The organism is Streptomyces sp. NPDC002623, from assembly GCF_053592635.1.
The window spans coordinates 588,735-610,147 of sequence record NZ_JBSFWB010000002.1 but is presented as its reverse complement, the minus strand read 5'-3'; the positions used below and the strand labels follow the sequence as shown (position 1 = coordinate 610,147).

Sequence of the window (21,413 nt, the reverse complement as noted above, 5' to 3'; positions counted from 1 at the left end):
ATCACTGCGTCCGCGGTTCGGCGACCCGCTCCGCCAGGTCCAGGAACATGCTCACCGTCGACGACCGCAACCGGCTCAGGTCCTGGAACCGCGGCGAGCTCAGCGCCCGGTCGAAGGGGACCGCGACCACCTGGTTCACGCTGACGCCGACGCGGCTGGCCAGGGCCGCCGGCACCCGCCGCGCGGACGGCCCGTCGACCTCGGTGACGACGACGACCGCCTCGGCGGCCAACTGCCAGCGACGGGCCGCGCGCAGCCGCTCCAGCACCTGCCGGGCCGCGGTGAGGAACCAGTCGGCGGTGCCGCAGCACAGGATCAGCCGGTCGGTGAGGTCCAGGACGGCGTCGGCCGCGTCGTCGAGCCGCTGCGGGGCCCAGTCGGTGAGGACGAACGAGTAGTAGGGCTCGGTCCGGGCCAGTACGTGCTCGTAGGCCTGGGCGTGCACAAGGTTCGGGTTGGCGTGCCCGGGCGGGTGCGCGGCCACCTCCAGGCCGGACGGCAGCCGGGTGGTGAGGGCGCGGACCTCGGCGTACGACGGGTCGGCGGGCAGGCCCGCGAGGTCGCGCACGGTGGCCGGGTTGCGGGCCGTGAGGAAACGGTCCAGGGCGCCTTCGTGGGGCGCGCCGTCGACGGCGAGGACGGGCTCGCCCCGGACGACGGCGAGCAGGGAGCCCAGCACCATCGTCGTGGTGGCCCGCCCGCTGTAGTGGTAGGCGCCGACCACCGTGAGCCGCCGGCCGTGCCGCAGCGGTGTCCGCAGCCGGGCCAGCCGGGCCTCGGCCTCGCGGCGGGCGGTTCCGAAGCGGGGCACGCGCAGCGCCGGCTCACCGCCGCCGGGCACGGCCGCGGACGGCGGCAGGGCCAGCGGAACGCGCTCCGTGGGCAGCGCATTGACCGTGGACGCCGGCGGGACGGTGCGAGAGACCCGGGACTGGGCGATGTACCGGGCCAGGACGTCGGCGACCTCGCCCGCGGTGGGCCGCCGGGCCGGGTCCGGGTCGAGGCAGCGCAGGACGCGCTGCCGCAGCTGCCGCCAGGTGTCGCCCTGCCACAGGTGCATGCCCTCCGGGCTGCCCGGCAGCTCCCGGCCCGCCTTGCTGCTGACGAGCTGGAGCAGTTCGCCCAGCGCGCGCACATTGTCCTCGGGGGTGGGCGGCGGCCCGGCGCCCGCGTACCGGCCGTCCACCGAGCAGTCGGACAGGTCGGCGAGAACCACCGAGCGGCGCAGCACCAGGACGTTCTCGGCGTTGAGGTCCGCGGGCACGATCCCGTGCAGATGGCACAGGGCCAGGGCGCTCGCGAGGTGCCAGCCCACGACCAGCGCGGTGATCTTGTCGAAGGGGGCGCGGCTCTCCGTGTGGGCCGCGTTGAAGATCTCCGCCAGCCGGGGCGGGTCCGACGCGCCGCTGCCGCTGAAGGGGACCACCGCCAGCCACGGCGGGTCGTCCCGGACCCCGGCGGCGAGCAGCGCCGGGGCGTACTGACCGCCCAGCCGGCGCAACGCCTCCGCCTCGGCGAGGGGCTCCTCGCCGGCCGGGAGGTCGGGGCGCGGGGTCCGCACCAGGGCCTGGACGCGGTGCTCGTCGAGGCCGTCGTACTCGACCGTGCGCCGCAGCCGGCGGCGGCTCAGCAGCCGGTACGGGCCGAGGCGGCGGGGATCGTCGGGGGTGAGCGGCCCCCAGCCGTCCTGGACGCCGTCGCCGAAGTCGGTTTCCCTGCCGAGACCCAGCGCCTCGCGTTCGAAGGACACGCCGAAGCGGGTGAGCAGCCGCCGTTCGACGCTGGTGAACGGTCGGTGCGCGCCGGGGAGGTGGGCCGGGCCGTCCGGGTGGGCGAGCCAGGCCGGGAAGTCGGGGGAGCGGCCCGCGAGTTGCTCCAGATGCCGGCCGATGCTGCGGCTGGTGCGCAGCAGTTCGGCCTGGGGGACGGCGTCGAGGAGGATCAGCCGGGACGCGTCGCTGAAGTCGAACACCAGGTGTTTCGCCGGCAGCGGGCCCGCCACCGGCGCGGGGTGCGGCCGCATCAGGCCGCCGAGGAACACCTCGGCGAGATGGGAGGTCCGCGCCCGCCAGGGCACGGCCGTCTGGACGAGCCGCATGACCGGCACCGTGAGCGGCGACACGGCCGCCAGATGCGCGGCGAGGCGGTAGGCCTCCGGGGTCGCCGCGTCCCGGAAGTGCTGGGCGTCCCCGCGGCCGGGGCCCGGGGCCGCGGCGCCGTGGCGGGCGGGCCGGGCCAGCAGGGGCAGGGACACCGTGGCGCCGGGCGAGGCGAGGAGATGGGCCCACTTGCGCAGGGAGGCGGCCGTCGGCTCCAGGACCGGCACCGGCACGCCGTCGAAGACGGCGAGGTCGGGCGGCAGGACCGGGTCGGTGATCTCCCAGGAGGTGTTGGCGCCGCCGATCCGCCGCGTCGAGGCCTGCCAGCGCTCCGCGTGGATGCCGGACCCCTCCCACAGCTCGGGCGGCAGGGTGTGGAGCACCGCGGTGGGCCCGCGGGAGGCCCACCGGGTCAGCAGCCGGTGCAGCGCGCCGCTGCGCCAGGAGGCGCCCATGCCGTCGGTGACGACGAGCACGAGCGTCTGCCCCGAGGGGTCGTCGACCGCGCTGAGCGGCACGGGGGTGCTGTCGTGCCGGAACGGGCGGGCGTGCAGCCGGGGCTCGTGTGCGGAGCGGGCGTCGAGGCCCATGACCCGGCTGCCGGCAAAAGCGCCCAGCCGTTCGAGGAGGGTGCGCAGTTCGGCGCCGAGGCGATGCCACAGCAGCATCGACAGACCGTCGTCGACGAGCAGCACGAGATGCAGCCAGCGCTCCTGCACCGGGCGCTGCACCACGTCCGGCAGCCGGGTCTCGGCGAGTTCGGCGGCCGTGCGCTCCTCGTCGATCTCCAGCCGGTGCGGGCTGGCGCGCCGGCGGCGCAACGGCCGCAGGGCGCGGCCCAGTTCGAGTTCCCCGGTCAGGGCCTTGTCCTCGGGGACCCGTACGGGCATCGCCCGTCCCGGATCGGGGCGGTGCGGCAGCCGGATGTCGGGTATGGAGGCCGGGGTCTGGCGGGCCGACCCGTACAGGGAGGCCGTGGTGGTGAGGTCGGGCAGATCGGGGTCGCCGGGCTCCGGGGCGGGCCGGGCGGGGGCGGGCCGGTCCGGTTCGGCGACCGGGGGTTCCACGGCCGTCGGGGGCTCGACGGGCACCAGCCGGCGCAGCGGCGCGTCCGCTCCGACGGGCACCCGCCGGGCGAGCCACAGCACGTCGAGGACCTGGTCGGCGTCCAGTTCCCGCCCGCAGGCCCGCAGGACCCGCAGCGCCTCCGCGAGCCGCTCCCCGCCTCCCGGTCCCGGTCCCGCGCCCGACGACCCCGGTGCCCCCGCCCCCGTCCCGCTGCTCATGGCGTCACAGCGCCCCGGTGAGCTGGTGCAGTACGGCGTCCAGGAGGCCTTCCGCGTCGAGGTCGACGCCGCCGGTGCGCAGGAAGACGGCGTTGAGGAGCTGGTCGGTGGCGAGTTCGCCGGGGGCGCGGCGGCGCAGGAACGCGTCGATCAGATCGTCGGCGTCGCGCAGCGCCTCCTCGCCGAGGTGGGCGGTGACGATGGCCCGCAGCCGCGCCTCGTCGGGCACCGGCAGGTCCAGGCGGACGCAGCGGCGCAGGAAGGCGGGCGGGAAGTCGCGTTCGCCGTTGCTGGTGATGACCACGACCGGGAACTCGGCGCACTGGACGCGTCCCTGACGCACCGTCACTGTGCCGCGGTGGTCGGCGGTCTGCACCTCGACGTGCGCCATGTCCTCGGGGAGCCGGGTCAGTTCGGGGATGTCGAAGTAGCCCTCCTCGAAGACGGTGAGCAGGTCGTTGGGCAGATCGACGTCCCCCTTGTCCATCTCGTCGACGAGCAGGGCGCGCGGGGTGGCGGCCGGGACCAGCGCGGTGCCGAGCGGGCCGAGCCGGACGAACGTGCCGATGGACGGCTCCCGTTCGCCCCGGTCGCGGCTGAGCGTGGTCTCCCGCAGCCGCCCGATCGCGTCGTACTGGTACAGCGCCTCGCGTACGGCCGAGCGGCTGTTGATGGACCAGCGCAGCAGCTCGCCCAGGCGCAGTTCGTGGGCGACGGCCCGGGCGAGCGACGACTTGCCGGTGCCGGCCGGGCCGGTCACCAGCAGCGGCCGGCGCAGATGCAGGGCCGCGTTGACGACGTCGGCGTGCTCGCGCTCGATCAGATAGGGCAGTTCGGGCCGGACCGCCGGCGTGGGGCTGAAGCGTCGCCACGGCGGGGCGGAGGGCAGGTCGACGGCCCGCGGGACGCCGTCGCCGCGGAAGAGGCGCCAGTCGGCCTCGGAGGCGGAGGTCATGGGCTCTCCTGGGGTTCGGTCAGGTGCAGCCGGGGCACCGTGCGGTCGGCGTCCGCCCAGGCGAGGACCGGGCGGCCGGGGTACTCCGGAGCGGTCTTCCCCTTGGCCTTGGCCCGGTAGACGCGGACTCCGTCAGGAAGTTCACGGGTGGCGACCTGCGCCATGTGCTCGGTGACGTGCGAGGCGGTGTCCCGCCCTCGGTCCCACATCACCACCGGTATGCCCACGGCGAGGCAGATCTCGACGATGGCGTCGCGAGGCCCCGCCGGCACGTCGACCGACACGCGGACCGTGTCGAGCCTGCCCATCAGCTCGTAGTAGATCTGGTGCGGATCCTGGGCGGGGTCCGACACGACCAACGTCTCCCCGGAGTCGAGTTGCCGCCACCGCTCACGCCAGTCGGGGAGAAAACGCTCGTGCCTGCGCAGGAGTTCCGGACAGTGCACCACCAGCGGGAACTCCACCCCGAGCACTCCGGGCACCAACTCGCCCGGCGCCTGGGCCGCCCACTCGTCCACCGGGAGGTTGAGATCGGCACGGTCCACCAGGACCTCCACGAGCGGCCGCCCGCCGTCGGTCGCCGAGGGTGCGAGGGACTCCAGGACGCGCAGCAGCTCACGCGCCGCCTCCGACCCCGAGTAGCTGGCCGAACTGTCGGTCGACACCTGCCGCGGCCCGGTGCCCTCGTCGCACCACACGCGCAGCCGGTGACGGCCCCGCTCGGCCCGCGTCACCCGGGCCAGCACCCGCACCCGCCGGTTCCCGCCGCGCACGGCCCGGGACCACTCCTGGGCGTCGGAGCGCCGCTCGCGCAGCGCCGCCGACGGAATGCCGAGCCGCGCGGCCACCCGGTCCGACCAGATGCGCAGCTCCGCCTGCCGGTGCGGCGGGCACAGCGCGGCGATGTACTCGACGACCCGCAGCAGCGCCGGGACGCGCGGCCCGCCGTCGTCGGAGTGGCCGTCCCCGGGCAGGGTCTCCAGGCGATCGAGGACAGCGTCCAGGGTCGCGCCGTCGGACGGCACCGCGACCCGCTTCGTGGCCTCGCGCACCGCTTCGGGGAACCGGGCGAGCACCGGCTGTCCGATCGTGGGCAGCAGCTGGTGCAGCCTGTGGTGCTCGCGCGGCGAGAGCAGCCGCGGGGTGTCCGAGAGCCGCCCGGCGACCAGCGCCCGGTCGGCCGCCCTGGGGTCCCGGGGCCGCAGGATCTCGGCGAGGGCGGCCAGTGCGCGCGGGTGGGTGAGCAGGAAGGCCGCGAACTCCTCGACGGTGGGCGGCGTCACGGGGCTCCCGGTCCCCACACCGCACGCGTGGGCGATCTGCCGCGCGGTGTCGCCGAGCGTGTACGCCGACGGCAGCGCGTTCGCGATCACCGCCACCAGCATGCCGTGGGCCGGCTCGTCCGCCGCGACGGCCCCGGCGGCCCCGCGGTCGTCGGCGTCGTGGGCGCCGCGGACCTCGTCGAGGGCGTCCAGGGACCGGAGTTCGGCCTCCACGCGCTGCCAGGGGATGCCCCAACTGCGCCGGACCACGCCCTGTGAGCCGTGCCCGGCCGACGGCATGAAGTGCGCGGCGACCAGACCCACGACGGCCCCGTCCTCCTCGCACCACAGCGGACCGCCGCTGTAGCCGGGCCCCACGGCCATCCCGGTGCTCTTGCCGTCGAGGTAGCCGATGGGGCCCTCCAGCGCGGCGACGGTCAGATCGGCGAAGGTCGAGCCGCTCCCGCTGCAGTGCCAGGCCCGCACCTTCTGGCCGGGAGCCATCTCCGTACGGGGTTCGGGGGCGGGCAGTTCGCCTGGCGGCGAGTTCAGCCGCAGCACGGCGAGATCGCCGAGCCATCCGCGGGCGCCGTCCCGCACGACGCCGCCGTCCTGCGTGCGGGGTGCGATCCAGTGCACGAGGTGCGCGGGGTACCCCTTCCGCGGTCCGTCCAGCGTGACGAACATCAGGCTGCGTTCGGGACTCGGCGCCTGCTGCTCGAAGGGCCGTCTGCCCAGCGCGTCGTTGACGACATGGGCGCAGGTCAGCACGGTGTCGGAGCCGAGGATCAGGCCCGCGCCCGCCGTCCTGCCGTCGAGGGCCCCGCACACGGACGCGATGACGGGCCTCGCCCCGCCCCCGTCGGCCGACCCGGCCGCCTTGAACCAGCCCACGCGTCACTCCGCGCCGGGCGTCGGATTCGCCTGATGCACCGGATTCCAGGAGGCGGTCACCGTCAGATGCGCCTGCCCGCTCCCGCCCACGATCCCCAGCTTCAGATCCTGCCCGACCTGCACCCCGAAGGTGACGCTGAACTCCGCGGGCGGATCCGGCACGGCCCGCACGGAGTCGTGCACCTCCTGAAGCAGCGGTCCGAGCGGCCTCAGCGCCTGCCGCAGCGCCCCCGCCGCGAAACTGGCGACGGCGGCCCCACCACTGGCCACGGGGACGACCGTGCCCATGCTCTCGGGCAGATCGTCGTAGCCGCCGCCGTGGTCGCCGCCCGGCGCAGGGCCGAGGACGAATCTGACGGGCGTTCCGTCGTCCAACTCGACTGACTCCACTGGCCCATTGTGATCGACGTGACGAACGCGGACCAGACCCCGGGCCGTTTCAGGGACCCGCGTGCACCTGGCAGGTCGACAGCCGCTTCTCGAACCAGTGGGAGGCGTGGACGTGGTCGACGTACGCCGGGATCTCGCGGTAGCCGGACGCCCGGTACATCGCCTGCGCCTCGGTGAGCGTGGCGTGGGTGTCCAGCCGGACGACGTCCAGGCCGCGCCGCGCCGCCGCGTCCTCCAGATGTGCGAGGAGCCGGCGCGCGAGGCCGAGCCGACGGGCGTCCCGGTGCACCCACACGTGCTTGATCTCGCCGACCCCCGGCTCCAGCCGGCGCAGCGCCCCGCAGCCCACGGCGCGCCCCTCCTCGTACGCCACGAAGAACGCGCCCGCCTCCCCGGCGACCTCGTCCGGGCCGACCAGGTCGGACTTGTCGAAGCCCTCGGGGAAGCGGACGTCCAGGTCGGCGGCGTAGGCGTCGAGGCAGGCGCGGGCGTCCGGCGCGTGGCCGTCGACCGGCTCGACGGTGATGCCGGCCAGCCGCAGCAGACGCCGGGCGGCGGCACTTGAGTCCGTCGCACCGGCGGTGGGGCTCTCGTTGTCCTTCATCCGGGATCCTCGTATTTCGGCAGCGGATCGTCCGGAACGGAATCTAGCGTCTCAGATCAGCTTGGTGATCCTGTGTCAGACGTGGTGTCTGGCAGCGGGATGTCCCATCGTGGAGGGGTGGCATGGGTGTGCAGGTGGAATCCTGCGCCCAGTGCTGCTCCTCGTGGCCGGTGACCGGCTGTGGTGGGGATGCTGATCGTGGTCACGTTCTGGTGCCGGTGGGCTGCGCGGGGCAGCTGGTGCCGGTCCGTTGGTGCGTGTCCCTCCGGACGCTTGCTCGCCGGGCCCGTGAGCCTGGTGGGGGAGGGTGCCCTGCGTCGCCTGGGCGCGGGGCGTGTGGAACGGGGCCGGGTGGGTCCGGTCTTCGAGCGGTCCGTCCGGCTGGTCTCGACGGTGTTCGGGGTGATGACCGCCGTGGTTTCGAGTATGTCGACCACGGTGCGGACCACCGTCCGCCCGGTGGTGCGGTCGGTGACGGTCTTGGCCTGGTGGGTCAGACCGCGGGCGGCGATGCGCTGCCACGCCCCGTGGTCGCGGTCGCCCTGCCAGCCACAGTCGCCGTTGGGGCACAGGGCCCATTTCCAGCCTGCGGTGGTGGGGCGGTCGGGGGCCTTGCGGTGGCGCAGCGGGGTCAGGCACCGGGGGCAGTGGCGGGAGGTGTTGCGCGGCGGGACGGTGACGACGGCTATCCCGACTTCAGCAGCGAGGTGCCGTACATGTTCGGCGATCTGGCCGCGCACGGTCTGGGACAGGCGGGTGTTCATGGTGCGGCCCATGCTTTTGGCTTCCATGGACCGCAGGTCTTCCAGATACATGACGGTGGCTCCGGCGGCGATGGCCTGGTCGACCGCCCAGCGGGCGGCGGCCCACGCCAGGGCGCCGCTCAGGTTCGTGCGGCGTGCGCTGACGCGGCGGATCTCCTCGCGCAGGACCTCGTGCTTGGCGTGCAGCGGGTGTCCGGTGGTGTCGGTGTCACCGGTGTGGTCGCCGATGAGCCGTTGACACTGGTCGGCCTTGGTGTGCAGGTGCTCGGACAGGCGGCGCAGGCGGTGCTGTTTGGCCAGCACCCCCGCGGTACGGAACTGGGCTCCCGCACCCAGCGCGGTGATCCGGCCGTCGTCGTGGAGACGGGCGGCCCCGGCGGACAGCAGGGTGTTCAGGCCCCAGTCCACGCCCAGTGCCACCTGGTGACCGACACGGTGGGCCTTGGGAACGGCATGGGTGTGGGCGAGATCGACACGCACCCGGCCGCCGGTCATGCGCAGGGCGGGAAGGTGCAGGACGGCGTTGGCGGGGATCGTCGGCGGCAGAGTGATCGGGCAGGCCACCCACGTCCAGTCCGCGTAGGAGCGCGGGTCGGGCCGAGTGGGCAGTTGCAGCCGCAGCAGCGCCCGGCGCGGGTCGGTCTCGCAGCGTTCGATGGTGGCCTGCTGTCCGTCACAGGCGGACAGCAGCAGCATCCGCGCCGCCCGGGGCGCCTCCTCCAACTCGAACACATCAGCCGGCAGGCGGCCGTGCTCACGCTCGAACGCGACGATCTGCCGGGTCCGCGAACGGATCACAGCCGACGGGAGACACCGGCCGCCGGGAATGGCGTCCCGCACCGCGTCCCACTCCTCACCGCTACGCCGGGACGGATCGGCAGGCCACGCGGCGAGGACTCCGGCCGTGAGATCGGCCCGCCACTTCGCCGACCGCAGCGCACGCCCCGCCTGCTCCTGGGCCATCCGTACAATCCGGTCATTGACCCTGACCGGACCGGGGGCAGCGACGGTCCAGCCCAGACGCCGCAACGCCATCCACGCGTTCGACGGCAGCTTCCGCCCACCCGCGTCCTCACCACAAGCGAGGACGTCGACGTCGGCGGCATTCCAGTGCCCGGCCAGCAGTCCGGCGGACATACCGGACACCAGCTCAGCCGCCCAGCCCACCCGCTGCTCCAGCATCGCGGCCGACAGCACCTCACCCGACTTCTCCACCACACCCGCCCGCAGCAGACCACGGGCACAGGCAGTCCGGGCCGCCTCATTCGCACCCAGCGGCAGCCTCCGGCTCACCAGTACCCCCCTTTCTCCAGCCCGTGGTGCTGTCATCGGATCAACGACACCCCTGCGAAAAGGTCACGCATTCGATCCACGCACTCACATACGATGCAGGTGCCATCACCACGGATGCCAAAGGAAACCCGTGAGCCTGCTGCCATGAACGAGAACACCGAACCGGCGCCGCTCCTGGAACCGCCCGTCGCCGGCAGCGAGGCCGACACCCTGATCGGCTCCCTGGAACGCCAGCGCAGAACCCTGGCCTGGAAGTGCGAGGGGCTGGACGCGGCCGGTATGAACACCCGGCTCGCCCCCTCGACGATGACCCTGGGCGGTCTGCTCAAGCACCTGGCCCTCGTCGAGGACGAGTACCTCACCGGGCGGTTGCTGGGAAAGCCGCTCGGCGCGCCCTGGGACGCCGTCGACTGGGACGCCGAGCCCGACTGGGAGTGGCGCTCCGCCGCCTCCGACACACCCGAGGAGCTCTTCGCGCTCTGGGAGTCCGCCGTCGCCCGCTCCCGGGCCCATGTCCGCCGGGACCTCGCCGAGGGCGGCCTCGACACGCAGGCCCGCCGCGAGTGGCCCGACGGGCGGGCGCCCAGTCTGCGGCGCATGCTGGTCGACCTGATCGAGGAGTACTCCCGCCACGTCGGCCACGCCGACCTCGTCCGGGAGTCCGTCGACGGCCGCGTGGGGGAGGACCCGCCGCGATGAGCGACGCCGTCCGGCCCGACGCGCTCGAGGTCGTCCCCGCCGACGAGGCCTCCTGGGACGACATCCGGGCCGTCTTCGGCACTGCCGACTACCCCGGCCGCTGCCAGTGCCAGCGCTACCGGGTCCTCGACCACGACTGGCGCGCCGCCACCCCCGAGGAGCGCGCCGCCCGCCTCCGCGAGCAGACCGGCTGCGACGACCCCGGCGCCCGGTCCACCGCCGGACTCCTCGCCTACCTCGACGGCGAGCCCGTCGGCTGGGCCGCGGTGGCGCCCCGGACCGACTTCCCCCGTCTGCTGCGCACCCGCGTGCCGTGGACGGGCCGCACGGAGGACCGGGCCGACGCCGACGTCTGGGCGGTGACCTGCCTCCTCACCCGCCGGGGCTTCCGCGGCCGGGGCATCACCTACGGCCTGGCCCGCGCCACCGTCCCCCACGCCCGCGACCGCGGCGCCCGCGCCCTGGAGGCCTACCCGATGCTCACCGTGCCCGGCGTCGAGATCACCTGGGGCGAACTCCACGTCGGCGCCCGTCAGGTCTTCGCCGAGGCGGGGTTCAGGGAGGTGAGCCGGCCGACCCTGCGGCGGGCGGTGATGCGGGTGGACTTCTACGAGTAGCCGCCCGGCGGGATGCGGCGGGCGACCATCACCCGGTTCCAGCTGTTGATGGCGATGATCAGGGCGATCAGGTGGGCGAGCCGGGCGTCCGGGAAGTGCCGGGCAGCGGCGGCGTAGACCTCGTCCGGCACAAAGCGGTCCGTGAGGACCGTCACCGCCTCCGTCAGCGCGAGCGCAGCCCGCTCGCGCTCGTCGTAGACGTCGTCCCCCGCCTCCTCCCACGCGCTCAGCAGATCGAGCTGCTTCTCGCGCACCCCGTGCTCACGCGCGATCGTGAGATGCATGTCCACGCAGAACGCGCAGTGGTTGAGCTGCGAGGCGCGGATCACGACCAGTTCGGCGAGCGCGGGATCGCCCACGCCCCGCTTCGCGGCGGCGCTGAGCGCGGACATGGCCGCGCCGACCTCGCGGTCCAGCAGGTTCGTCCGGCTCACGCGTGCCCGCCCGGACGGTAGTGCCCCGGCACCAGCCGGCAGGTCACGCCGAACCGGTTCCACGCGTTGATCACCGTGATCGCGGCGATCAGCTGCGCCAGCTCGGGCTCCTCGAAGTGCTTCGCCGCCCGCTCGTACACCGCGTCGGGCACGAACCCTTCGGTCAGCACGGTCACCGCCTCCGTCAGCGCCAGCGCCGCGAGCTCCTTCTCCGTGTAGAAGTGCTCCGACTCCTCCCACGCGCTGAGCTGGATGATCCGCTCGACGCTCTCGCCCGCCGCCAGCGCGTCCTTGCTGTGCATGTCGACGCAGAGCGCGCAGCGGTTGATCTGCGAGGCGCGGACCTTCACCAGCTCCAGCAGCTTCGGGTCCAGTCCCCTACGGGCGGCGGCGTCCAGTCTGAGCATCGCCTTCAGCACCTCGGGCGCATGCTCGGACCAGTTGAGCCGGGGGGTGTGCTCGGGCGCGTACCCCTCCGTTGTCGTGGCGGTCGTCGTGGTGGCGGTCGTTGTCGTGACGGTGTCTTCCTGTGTGGTCATGTCCTCGACCCTAGGAGCGAGGCAGCCCAGCGGTATGGTCCATTTCCATGGCGAGATCCTGGGCCACTTTGGGCGTCGACCTTCATCTGGAGCCGACCGGACCGCAGCTGCGCCGGGGCCTGACCGACGCCCTGCGCGAAGCGGTCCGAGGCGGCCGGCTGGCCCCCGGCACCCGCCTGCCCTCCTCCCGCTCCCTCGCCGCCGATCTGGGCATCGCCCGCAACACGGTCGCCGACGCCTACGCCGACCTCGTCGCCGAGGGCTGGCTCACCGCCCGCCAGGGCTCGGGCACCAGGGTGGCGGGCCGGACGGTCGTCCCGCCGACCGGCGCGGCGGCCCGACCCCCCGAACGCCGGCGGCCCCTCTACGACCTGCGTCCCGGCAGCCCCGACCTCGCCTCCTTCCCGCGTGCCGAGTGGCTCAGGGCGGCCCGCCGCGCGCTCACCGCCGCCCCCTCCGAGGCCTTCGGCTACGGCGATCCCCGCGGCCGCGTCGAACTGCGCACCGCGCTCGCCGGCTACCTCTCCCGGGCCCGCGGGGTGCGCGCCGACCCCGAACGCGTCGTCGTGTGCGCCGGGTTCGCGCACGGCCTGCGGCTGCTCGCCACCGTCCTGCGGGCGCGCGGGGCGCGCACGATCGCCGTCGAGTCGTACGGCCTGGACGAGCACTGGCGGCTGCTGGCCTCGACCGGGCTGACCACGGTCCCGCTGCCGTTCGACGAACTCGGCACGGAACCGGGTGGGTTGACCGGTCCCGGGGCCGTCCTGCTCACCCCCGCCCACCAGTTCCCGATGGGTGTGCCGCTGCATCACGACCGTCGGGCGGCCGTCGTGGACTGGGCCCGGCGCACCGGCGGGCTGGTCCTGGAGGACGACTACGACGGCGAGTTCCGCTACGACCGCCAGCCCGTCGGCGCTCTCCAGGGACTGGACCCCGACCATGTGGTCCACCTCGGCACGGCGAGCAAGTCGCTGGCCCCCGGGCTGCGCCTGGGCTGGATGGTGCTGCCGCCGGACGTGGTGGAGGACGTGGTGCAGGCCAAGGGCGGGGTGGACACCTCCGGGGTCCTGGACCAGCTGACGCTGGCCGAGTTCATCGTGTCGGGCGCGTACGACCGCCATGTCCGGGCGGCGCGCACGCGCTACCGCAGGCGACGGGACGCGCTGGTCGCCGCCCTGGCCGCCCGCGCCCCGGCGATCCGCGTCACCGGCATCGCCGCGGGCCTGCACGCCGTCCTGCGGCTCCCGCCCGGCACGGAGGGGGCGGTGGTCCGGGCGGCCGCCTACCAGGGCCTGGCGGTCGACGGCCTCGTGCCCCGCTACCGTCACCCCGACGCGGTCGCCGAGCCGCTCGACGCGCTGGTCGTGGGGTACGGGACCCCGCCCGACCACGCGTGGTCCGGCGCGCTGGACGCACTGTGCGCCGCATTGCCTTTCGGTGCGGACGGCGCCGGAATTCCTTTTCCCGGATGACGTCACAGGATCGCCGGATCACAAGATAGAGTCGCCCCATGACCAACAACAATTCGGTGTCCCGTGTGGCCCTCAAGAAGATAACCCCCGATGTCTCCGCCGCGATGGGCTCCCTGCACGGCGCCGCCGTTTCCGCAGCGCAGGACGCCAAGGTCGAGCCGGAACTGCTGGAGCTGATCAGGATCCGCGCCTCGCAGCTCAACGGCTGCGCGTTCTGCCTCGACATGCACACGAAGGACGCCCGCGCCCAGGGCGAGACCGAGCAGCGCATCTACGCGCTGAACGCCTGGCGGGAGACCCCCTTCTTCACCGAACGGGAGCGCGCCGCACTGGCGTTGACGGAGTCGGTGACCCTGGTGCACGACGGGCAGGTCCCGGACGCGGTGTACGCCGAGGCCGCGGAGGTCTTCGACGAGGCGCAGGTGGCGGCGCTGATCTGGGCGGCCACGGTCATCAACGCGTACAACCGGATCGCGATCGCCACGCGCATGGTGCCGGGTGCTTATCAGCCCGCACAGAAATAACCCGGAAAACAGCTCAGGAGCAACGCAGAATGCGGGCATCGGCAACATTCGCCGATGCCCGTTGTTTTATCTGCTCTCTGCTCTCTGCTCTCTGCTTTCCGGCCCTTTGTTTTTCTTATTTCAATGATGCGGAAGCGGCTCCATCAGCGTGTCCAGCCACTGCCGCCATTCCGCGGCGTGCACCGCCGTCCCCGCGTTCATCGGGTGGCCCGTCCACTCCCGCACGGGGCGGATTCCGTGCAGCGCGTTCACCAGCCAGACCTCGCGGCCGTCCAGCTCGGCCAGGGTCCGTTCGGGGTGGGTGACCCGGATGCCGAGGCGGCGGGCGCGTTCCTGGATCAGGCCGGCCGTGACCCCGGCGAGGACCGGCAGCCGGGGCGAGGGCAGGCACAGCGTGTCGTCCTCCCACCACAGGACGCTGGCGGTGGCCGACTCCAGCACCGCACCGGAGGGCGTGGTCAGCACCGCCTCCGTCGCGCCCTCCTCCGCCGCCCGGCGGCGCACCGCCGCCAGCGCGTCCAGGTCGGGCCCCTTGCGGCGCGGCTCGGTCCGCGGATCCGGCCGGCCCACGGCCCAGACCCGGATGTCCGGCTGCAGCGGCGGGGAGTGCCGGAGCAGCAGCCTCAACTCCCGGGCATCGGCGGCGAGTTCCACGCGGGGGAACCACTCGCCGGTACGGGGCAGCGCGGCCGTCGTGTCCTGCCAGAACTCCAGGAGCCGGCGCAGCGGCGGCCCGTCGCACTCGGCGCAGGCCCGCAGGAACCGTTCCCGGTGCCGTTCGAGGCCGCGCACCCGGCCGTCGCGCACCAGCCACGAGTCCGCGACCAGCAACCGCCCACCCACCTCGGCGTCGGCGCCGGGCGTCAGCCCGCCGGCCGGCGTCCACCGCAACAAGCCTTCCAAGACCGCCGGTTGTGCCACCTGAACCGCTCCTTTCAGTACTTGCGGCCCGCCACCGCCGGAGCCCCGCCCCGGGGCCCGTACGGCGCGTGCTCCAGCCACGACCCGCACGAGGGCAGCACGGGCGCGAGGGCCGCCGCCGCCCGCTGCCGGAGCCGTACGCTCCGCCGCTGCGGCCGCAGATGCTCCAGCGCGATCCCTGCGGCGGCGCTGTTGTACAGCCCCGCCGCACGGCGCACTTCGGCGAATCCCTCGACCGCCTGGTAGGTCCCGGCCGCGATCGCCTCCGCCGCCGCTGCCGCGTCGGCGATCCCGCTGTTCATGCCGCGCGCCCCGAACGGCGGGAAGAGGTGCGCGGCCTCGCCCACGAGGAGCACCCGCCGGTGCGGATCGGTGAACGAAGCGGCCACCTTGCGCAGGAAGCGGTACGTCGACACCCACAGGATCCGGTCCTCGTACCCGTCGCCGACGACCGCGGGGAGCCAGCGCCGTACGGCCTCCTCGGTGCCGTACGCCTCCCGGGTGTCGTCGTCGTGGCACTGCAGGTCGACCTGGAAGCCCCCGGTGAACGGCACGCGCATCACACTGCGCCCGCCGACCCCCGGATGCTCGTAGTGGAAGACCCGCTCCAGCGGCAGTTCGGCGCCCGGGACGTCGGCCACGTCCACGACGACGTGGAAGCCCTCGCCGTGCACGCCCTCCATGTCGATGCCCAGCTCGCGGCGGACGGCCGAGCGGGCGCCGTCGGCCGCGACGACATGTCCGGCCCGCCACTCCCGCCCGTCCTCGCAGGACAGCGTCACCCCGTCCGCGGCGGCGCGGACGCCCGCGACGCGCGCGTCCCACTCGAACTCGACCCCGGTCCGCTCGCAGGCGGCGCGCAGGAACCGCTCGGTGTCCACCTGCCGCAGGCTGGTGAAGGGCGGGGCGCCGGTCGGCGGCGGGAAGGTGCGGGAGTACACCTCGCGGCCCCGGTACAGGGTCCGTCGGGTGTGCCAGGTCCGCCCGTACGACGTGATCTCGCCGGCCAGCCCCGGACACATCCCGTCGAGCAGACCGAGGGTCTCGCGGTGCACGAACAGGGCGCGGCTGCCCGGCCGTTCGCGGTCCTTGGGGTCCGCCTCCAGGAGCGTGACGTCCAGCCCGTGCCCGCGCAGCGCGAGCGCCGCCGACAGGCCGACGGGGCCCGCGCCCACCACGACGACCGGGTTCACACGCGCACGCTCTCCGGCGTCCCGGTCAGCATGCGGGTGATCTCCACCCGCTTCACCTTCCAGGTCGCCGTCATCGGCAGCTCCTCGAACCGCCACTGCCGGGGCTCGGCCATCGCGGGCAGATCGGCCGTGGCCTCCCGCCAGCGCTCCGGGTCGAGCGGCTGCTCGCCCCGCACGCACACCACCGGCACCGGCTCGCGGTCGACGCCGGGCACGATGACGACCTCGCGGAGCTCCTCCAGACGCTCCATCAGCGCGTCCTCGACCTCCAGATTGCTGTGCACGCTGTCGATCTGGTCGATCTCACGGTCGATGAGATGCAGCGAGCCCAGCCGGCTCATGTACCCCATGTCGCCCATCTGCCACCAGCCGCCGTCGAGTTGACGGTCGTACTGCGCCTGCGCGCCGAGGTAGGTGAGGATGCGGCCCCGGGTGCGGGCCTCGATCCGCCCGGGCGTGCCGGGCGCGACCGTCCTGCCCTCCGGATCGGCGATCCGCACCCGGGTGAAGCCGGGGATGCCGATCCCGACCCGCCGCCCGTCCGCCCGCGCGGCGCTGCGCCGCGTGAACCACTGGAACGCGACCGGACCGGTCTCGCTCTGCCCGTACAGCTGGACGAGCCAGGGCGCCCGGCGCTTCGACGCGCCCAGCAGCCGTCGCACGGTACGCGGGTGGATCGCGTCGAACGTGGAGCCGTACGACTTCACCCGGGACAGCGGAGCGCCGGGCGCGTCCGCCAACTCCTCCCACAGGACGAAGGTGTTGGGGTGCGTCTCGACGATGCCGGGGCGGTGGCGGACCAGCAGCGGGCCGACGGCCGCCGGCTCCGGGTCGGTGATCAGCACGAGCGGGCTGCCGAAGTGCAGCAGCACGCCGAGCAGGTGGTAGAAGCGCGAGTGCACGAACGACATGTGCAGCGCGGCCGTCTCACCGCGGGTGGGCCAGCCCATCGCCTTCTGCGGCACGAGCCGGTTCCACATGGTGTTGGGGCAGTGCACGGCCAGCTTGGGCAGACCGGTGGTGCCCGAGCTGTGGGTGATCAGGGCGGGGTCGCGCGGATGCAGCCGTACGGGCGCGGCCGGTTCGGCGCCGGCGTACTTCTCCAGGGACTCGGCCCCGGGCGCGTCGTCCACGGAGAGCGTCCGGCGCACGGACCTCTCGACCCCGGCGAGCGGGCCCGCCAGCTTGGCCCGGTCGGTGATCAGCCAGGGCTGCCGCAGCCGTTCGAGCAGCTGCCCGACGACCGGGCCCGCGAGGCCGGGGGAGAGGAGCACGGGAACCGCGCCGATCCGGGAGAGCGCGCAGGTCAGCAGCACGATGTCGACGTTGTCCGTCTTGTGGACGACCACCTGCTCCGAGGGTCGCACCCCGGCCGCCCACAGCCGCCCCGACAGGTCCTCGACCACCTCGGCCAGAGTCGAGTAGTCGAGGTCGACCCCGAGGTGGGGGTGAGTGTCCAGCGGCCGGTCCAGGGTGACGAAGACGGCGCCGTGGCGCTCGGCCGCCCGCCGGAACAGCGGGCCCAGGTAGAACCCGCGGTCGGCGAGCAGGGGTTGCTGCGACATGTGGCTGTTCCTCTCAGACACGGTCACCACGCGCCCTGACGGACGAGGTGGCGGCGGAGCTTTCCGGTGGCGGTGCGGGGCAGGGAGGTCACGAAGCTGACGCTTCTGGGCACTTTGAAGGCGGCGAGGCGCTCGCGCGCCAGGGCGACGAGATCCACTTCGAGGCCGTCCGCGCTGAACCGGCCGTCCGGGCCGGCCTGGCCGACGGGGACGACGAAGGCGCGCAGCCGGCTGAAGCCGCGTCCGTCCGTGACGGCCGCGACCGCGACCTCCCGCACCGCCGGATGGGTGCGCAGCACGGCCTCCACCTCCAGCGGGGAGACGGTGATCCCGCCGACCATCTCCATGTCGTCGGTGCGGCCCAGATGCCGGAAGGCGCCGTCCGGCTCGCGGCGCGCCCGGTCGTGGGTGGCCAGCCAGCCGCCGACCAGGGTGCGCTCGGTCTCCTCGGGCCGGTTCAGATAGCCGGGCGTCACCGTCGGTCCGCGCACCCACAGCTCGCCCTCGGCGCCGTCGGGCACGGGCCGTCCGGCACGGTCGCGCAGCTCCACCTCGAAGCCGGGCACGGGCCGTCCGACGGTGCCGTCGTGGTTGTGGTCCAGGCTGTTGGCGCAGAAGGCGTGACCGGCCTCGGTGGAGCCGATCTGCTCCAGCACGGGCGCGCCGAGCAGGTCGCTGACCTGGCCGCCGAGGCCGTCCGGCAGGCCCTCGCCGGCCGACACCGCGGCGCGCACCGAGGCGAAACAGGCCGCGTGTCCGCTGCCCCGGTCGGCGACCAGCGCCGCGTACGCCGACGGCACGGAGTAGAGCAGGGTCACCCGGTGCCGGGCGACGAGCTCGTCCACGGCGGCGGGGTTCGGACGCCGGTCCACCAGGACGGCGCTGGAGCCGGAGAAGAGCGGGAAGACGAACGCGTTGCCGAAGCCGTAGGCGAAGTACAGCTTCGACACCGACAGGGTGACGTCCTCCTCGGTGATCCCGAGCAGCCGCCGGCCGATCAGGTCGTGGTACGCCTTCGGGTCGCCGTGCGTGTGCACGACCCCCTTGGGGCGACCCGTGGTTCCGGAGGTGTACTGCACGTACAGGGGCGTGTGCGCGTCGACCGGATGGGCGGCGGCGGGCTCGGCGGCGGGGGCGAGCGCGAGGAACTGGTCGGCGCCCAGCCGCGCCCGGTCGGCGAAACGGTCCTCCAGCCCCGGCCCGGTGACGCACAGCACGGCCTCGGTGTCCTCGGCCATGAACGCGTGCTCGGCCGCGGGCAGTTCGGGATTGACCAGTACCGCCACCGCCCCGAGCCGGGCGACGCCGAGGAAGGCCGCGACCCACGCCATCCCGTCGGGCAGCGCGAGCAGCACCCGGTCCCCGGCCCGCACCCCGTGCCCCGCGAGCACCCCGGCCGCCCGCGCCCCCAAGTCGTGCACCTCACCGTGCGTCCAGAACTGATGCCCCTGATGAAACGCGGCCCGACCGGTCCAACCGCGCCGCTCGACGAGGTCGGCGAGATACGCGGCGAGGTTGCCGGGGGTGTCGGTGTCGGAGCCGGTGCGGGGCCGAGGCGCGGTCGTCGTGGGCTGGGGGGTCGTCATCGGGGGGCCTTCTTCGGGGTGGCCGGGGTGGGAGTCCGACGGCCGGTCGGCGTCGGCTCGGGGGCGTCCGGCCGGGCCCCGCGGCCCACGGACCGTGCCTCGTCGGCGAGTTCGCCGCCCGCGCCGGTGCCGCCCGGGCCGCCGCGCGGCCGGCCGGCGCCCACCCGGGCCGTCTCCTCGTGCGCCGGCGGCAGCGCCGCGGTGTGCTCCCGCAGGGCGCGCATCTGGGCGGCCGTCTTCAGCAGCATCTCGTCGTACTCGGCGACCGGGTCGGAGTCCAGGACGATCGCGCCGCCGGCGCCCAGCTGCATCAGGCCGTCGGCCATGACGGCCGTGCGGATGACGATGTTGAGGTCCGCGCCGCCGCTGCAGCCCAGGTAGCCGAGGGCCCCCGAGTACACGCCGCGCGCCTCGGTCTCCAGCTCGTCGATGATCTCCATCGTGCGCAGCTTCGGCGCCCCGGTCATCGACCCGCCGGGGAAGCAGGCCCGCACACAGTCCACCGCGTCCGTGCCCTCGCGCAGCCGTCCCTCGACCGTCGAGACCAGCTGGTGGACGGTGGCGTATGTCTCGGCGGCCATGAGCCGGGTGACGCGTACCGTCCCGGTGCGGCTGACCCGGCCCAGGTCGTTGCGGAGCAGGTCGACGATCATCAGGTTCTCGGCGCGCGTCTTGGCGTCCGCCGCCAGCGAGTCCCGCAGCCGGTCGTCCTCCAGCGGATCCGCGCCGCGCGGCGCGGTGCCCTTGATCGGCTTGGCCTCGGCGACGCCGTCCCGGGTGATCCGCAGGAACCGCTCCGGCGAGGAGCCGGCCACGTCCAGGTCGCCGAATCTCAGGAACGCGGAGTACGGGGCCGGGTTGACGCGGCGCAGCACCCGGTAGAAGTCGTACGCGTCGTCCGGAGCGGGTAGCCGCGCGGCGTTGGTCAGACAGATCTCATAGCTGGTGCCCGCCGCCAGCTCCCGCTGACTGGCCGCGATGTCCGCGAGGTAGGCGGCCCGGTCCCGCACCAGCCACGGCTCGACGGCGCCGAGGTCGACCGCGCCCGGCGCCGGCAGCGGCGGCCGCGCCAGGTCGCTCTCCGCGGGCAGCGAGGTGAGCCCGGCCAGCGTGCTCTCCAGCCAGTCGGCGGCCTCCCGGGCGGCCTGCGCGGTGTCCTCGGCCAGGCAGACCGCGTAGGTGAAGCCCTCCTGGTGGTCCACCGCGATCAGCCGGTCGGCGAACAGCCAGGCGGCGTCCGGGGTGGCGGCGCGGTGCCGGTTCGGCGAGCCGCAGTCGGCCTTCGTCTCGTAGCCGAAGTAGCCGACATAGCCGCCGGTGAAGTCGAAGGGCAGTCCGGCGGCGTCGACCTGACGGTTCGCCAACTGCCGCTTGAGATAGTCGAAGACGCTCGCCCGGACCTTGCGCGTCGGCCGGCCGGCCCGCTCGATCTCGCAGCGCCCGGCCTCGACGTCGTACCGGACGAACTCGGCGAGCGGCCCGCTGTCGTCACCGAAGAACGAGAACCGGGACAGCCCCTCCTCGACCCGCGAGCTGTCCAGCCAGAACGCCCGCGGCGAGCCGGCGTACAGCCGGGTGAAGGCGGCCTCCGCGTCGATCGCCTCGGCGATGCGACGGGTGTGCAGCCGGTACGCGGGACGGTCGGCGCGGCGCGGGCGGGGGACGGTCACCGTGGGGATCGGCATCGCGGCCGCCGCCGGGGTGACCGCAGTGTTCTTCGTCCGCGGCTTGTGGGCCCGCTCGGCCGTCAGGTTCCGGAAGTTCACCAGCATCCGGTGGCCGTACTCGGTGAGCACCGACTCCGGGTGGAACTGCACGCCCCACAGCGGCCGTTCGCGGTGCCGCAGCCCCATCAGGACGCCGTCCTCGGCCCAGGCCGTGGCCTCCAGGGAGGCGGGCAGCGGCTCGCGCACGGCCAGCGAGTGGTAGCGGACGGCGGTGAAGTTCTGCGGCAGCCCCTGGAACAGGTCCCGTCCGTCGTGCCTGACGGCCGACAGATGCCCGTGCCGGGGCTCCGGGGCGGACTCCACGCGGGCGCCTTCCCCGTGCGCGATGCCCTGGTGACCGAGGCAGACGCCGAGCACCGGTATCGGGGACTCGGCGAGCACTCTGGCGCTGATGCCGAAATCACGAGCCTTCGCCGGGTGCCCGGGGCCCGGCGACACCACCACGTTGTCGAAACGCGCAAGATCGGGAACGGCGCCCGCGGGGGCGTCATTGACGATCACCACCGGTTCCTCGCCGTTGACCTCGGCGATCAGCTGGAACAGGTTGTACGTGTACGAGTCGTAATTGTCGATGAGCAGGGTCTTCACC

The 21,413-nt window shown here is 74.0% G+C and carries 16 protein-coding genes and 1 pseudogene; 4 read left to right on the top strand and 13 right to left on the bottom strand.

The window, feature by feature from the left end; translation table 11 throughout:
* Window position 1: 1 nt before the first annotated feature.
* From ACWD4O_RS05465 to ACWD4O_RS05440, 6 genes and pseudogenes are all read right to left on the bottom strand, one after another.
* Window positions 2-3,385 (bottom strand): SAV_2336 N-terminal domain-related protein, encoded by a 3,384-nt coding sequence (locus ACWD4O_RS05465; protein WP_451277628.1) that lies wholly within the window; start codon window positions 3,383-3,385, stop codon window positions 2-4.
* A 4-nt stretch (window positions 3,386-3,389) separates the two neighbouring features.
* Window positions 3,390-4,340, bottom strand: a complete 951-nt coding sequence (locus tag ACWD4O_RS05460) for an AAA family ATPase (protein WP_451277626.1) — start codon at window positions 4,338-4,340, stop codon at window positions 3,390-3,392.
* Entirely contained in the window at window positions 4,337-6,496 is a 2,160-nt protein-coding gene (locus ACWD4O_RS05455) for a VMAP-C domain-containing protein (protein ID WP_451277624.1), read from the bottom strand. Before ACWD4O_RS05455 ends, ACWD4O_RS05460 begins: the two co-directional genes overlap by 4 nt.
* Before the next feature lie 3 nt (window positions 6,497-6,499).
* Complete coding sequence (locus ACWD4O_RS05450) at window positions 6,500-6,886, bottom strand: CU044_2847 family protein (protein ID WP_451277622.1); 387 nt, start codon at window positions 6,884-6,886, stop codon at window positions 6,500-6,502.
* Between the two features lie 49 nt (window positions 6,887-6,935).
* Window positions 6,936-7,439 (bottom strand): annotated as a pseudogene (locus ACWD4O_RS05445) (GNAT family N-acetyltransferase); the annotation flags it as partial.
* A 107-nt stretch (window positions 7,440-7,546) separates the two neighbouring features.
* Window positions 7,547-9,547 (bottom strand): zinc ribbon domain-containing protein, encoded by a 2,001-nt coding sequence (locus ACWD4O_RS05440; RefSeq protein ID WP_451277620.1) that lies wholly within the window; start codon window positions 9,545-9,547, stop codon window positions 7,547-7,549.
* 144 nt (window positions 9,548-9,691) lie between these two features.
* On the opposite strand from ACWD4O_RS05440, the gene ACWD4O_RS05435 reads away from it, so the two are divergent.
* Both ACWD4O_RS05435 and ACWD4O_RS05430 read left to right on the top strand, forming a co-directional pair.
* Complete coding sequence (locus ACWD4O_RS05435) at window positions 9,692-10,246, top strand: DinB family protein (RefSeq protein ID WP_451277618.1); 555 nt, start codon at window positions 9,692-9,694, stop codon at window positions 10,244-10,246.
* Window positions 10,243-10,863 carry a GNAT family N-acetyltransferase gene (locus tag ACWD4O_RS05430; protein WP_451277616.1) on the top strand — a complete coding sequence of 207 codons (621 nt, stop codon included), beginning with the start codon at window positions 10,243-10,245 and terminating at the stop codon, window positions 10,861-10,863. Before ACWD4O_RS05435 ends, ACWD4O_RS05430 begins: the two co-directional genes overlap by 4 nt.
* Here ACWD4O_RS05430 and ACWD4O_RS05425 read toward each other — a convergent pair.
* Both ACWD4O_RS05425 and ACWD4O_RS05420 read right to left on the bottom strand, forming a co-directional pair.
* The gene (locus tag ACWD4O_RS05425) at window positions 10,854-11,297 is read right to left on the bottom strand and encodes a carboxymuconolactone decarboxylase family protein (RefSeq protein WP_451277614.1); all 444 of its coding nucleotides are present in this window, start codon (window positions 11,295-11,297) and stop codon (window positions 10,854-10,856) included. The genes ACWD4O_RS05430 and ACWD4O_RS05425 overlap by 10 nt on opposite strands.
* Entirely contained in the window at window positions 11,294-11,836 is a 543-nt protein-coding gene (locus ACWD4O_RS05420) for a carboxymuconolactone decarboxylase family protein (RefSeq protein ID WP_451277612.1), read from the bottom strand. Before ACWD4O_RS05420 ends, ACWD4O_RS05425 begins: the two co-directional genes overlap by 4 nt.
* Before the next feature lie 47 nt (window positions 11,837-11,883).
* On the opposite strand from ACWD4O_RS05420, the gene pdxR reads away from it, so the two are divergent.
* Together pdxR and ACWD4O_RS05410 are read left to right on the top strand one after the other, a co-directional pair.
* The gene (gene pdxR / locus ACWD4O_RS05415; RefSeq protein WP_451277610.1) at window positions 11,884-13,308 is read left to right on the top strand and encodes a MocR-like pyridoxine biosynthesis transcription factor PdxR; all 1,425 of its coding nucleotides are present in this window, start codon (window positions 11,884-11,886) and stop codon (window positions 13,306-13,308) included.
* 38 nt (window positions 13,309-13,346) lie between these two features.
* The gene (locus ACWD4O_RS05410; protein WP_451277608.1) at window positions 13,347-13,832 is read left to right on the top strand and encodes a carboxymuconolactone decarboxylase family protein; all 486 of its coding nucleotides are present in this window, start codon (window positions 13,347-13,349) and stop codon (window positions 13,830-13,832) included.
* 120 nt (window positions 13,833-13,952) lie between these two features.
* Here the strand turns inward: ACWD4O_RS05410 and ACWD4O_RS05405 are convergent, their stop codons facing one another.
* The 5 genes from ACWD4O_RS05405 to pabB are packed head-to-tail and all read right to left on the bottom strand — an operon-like array spanning window position 13,953 to window position 21,412.
* Window positions 13,953-14,753 carry an aminotransferase class IV gene (locus ACWD4O_RS05405; RefSeq protein WP_451277606.1) on the bottom strand — a complete coding sequence of 267 codons (801 nt, stop codon included), beginning with the start codon at window positions 14,751-14,753 and terminating at the stop codon, window positions 13,953-13,955.
* A gap of 14 nt (window positions 14,754-14,767) precedes the next feature.
* The gene (locus ACWD4O_RS05400) at window positions 14,768-15,946 is read right to left on the bottom strand and encodes an FAD-dependent oxidoreductase (RefSeq protein WP_451277604.1); all 1,179 of its coding nucleotides are present in this window, start codon (window positions 15,944-15,946) and stop codon (window positions 14,768-14,770) included.
* Entirely contained in the window at window positions 15,943-17,511 is a 1,569-nt protein-coding gene (locus tag ACWD4O_RS05395) for a class I adenylate-forming enzyme family protein (RefSeq protein WP_451277602.1), read from the bottom strand. Before ACWD4O_RS05395 ends, ACWD4O_RS05400 begins: the two co-directional genes overlap by 4 nt.
* 23 nt (window positions 17,512-17,534) lie before the next feature.
* A complete protein-coding gene (locus ACWD4O_RS05390) occupies window positions 17,535-19,097 on the bottom strand; it encodes an AMP-binding protein (protein ID WP_451277600.1) in 1,563 nt (520 codons plus the stop codon).
* Window positions 19,094-21,412 (bottom strand): aminodeoxychorismate synthase component I, encoded by a 2,319-nt coding sequence (pabB, locus tag ACWD4O_RS05385; protein ID WP_451277598.1) that lies wholly within the window; start codon window positions 21,410-21,412, stop codon window positions 19,094-19,096. Before pabB ends, ACWD4O_RS05390 begins: the two co-directional genes overlap by 4 nt.
* Window position 21,413 lies beyond the last annotated feature (1 nt).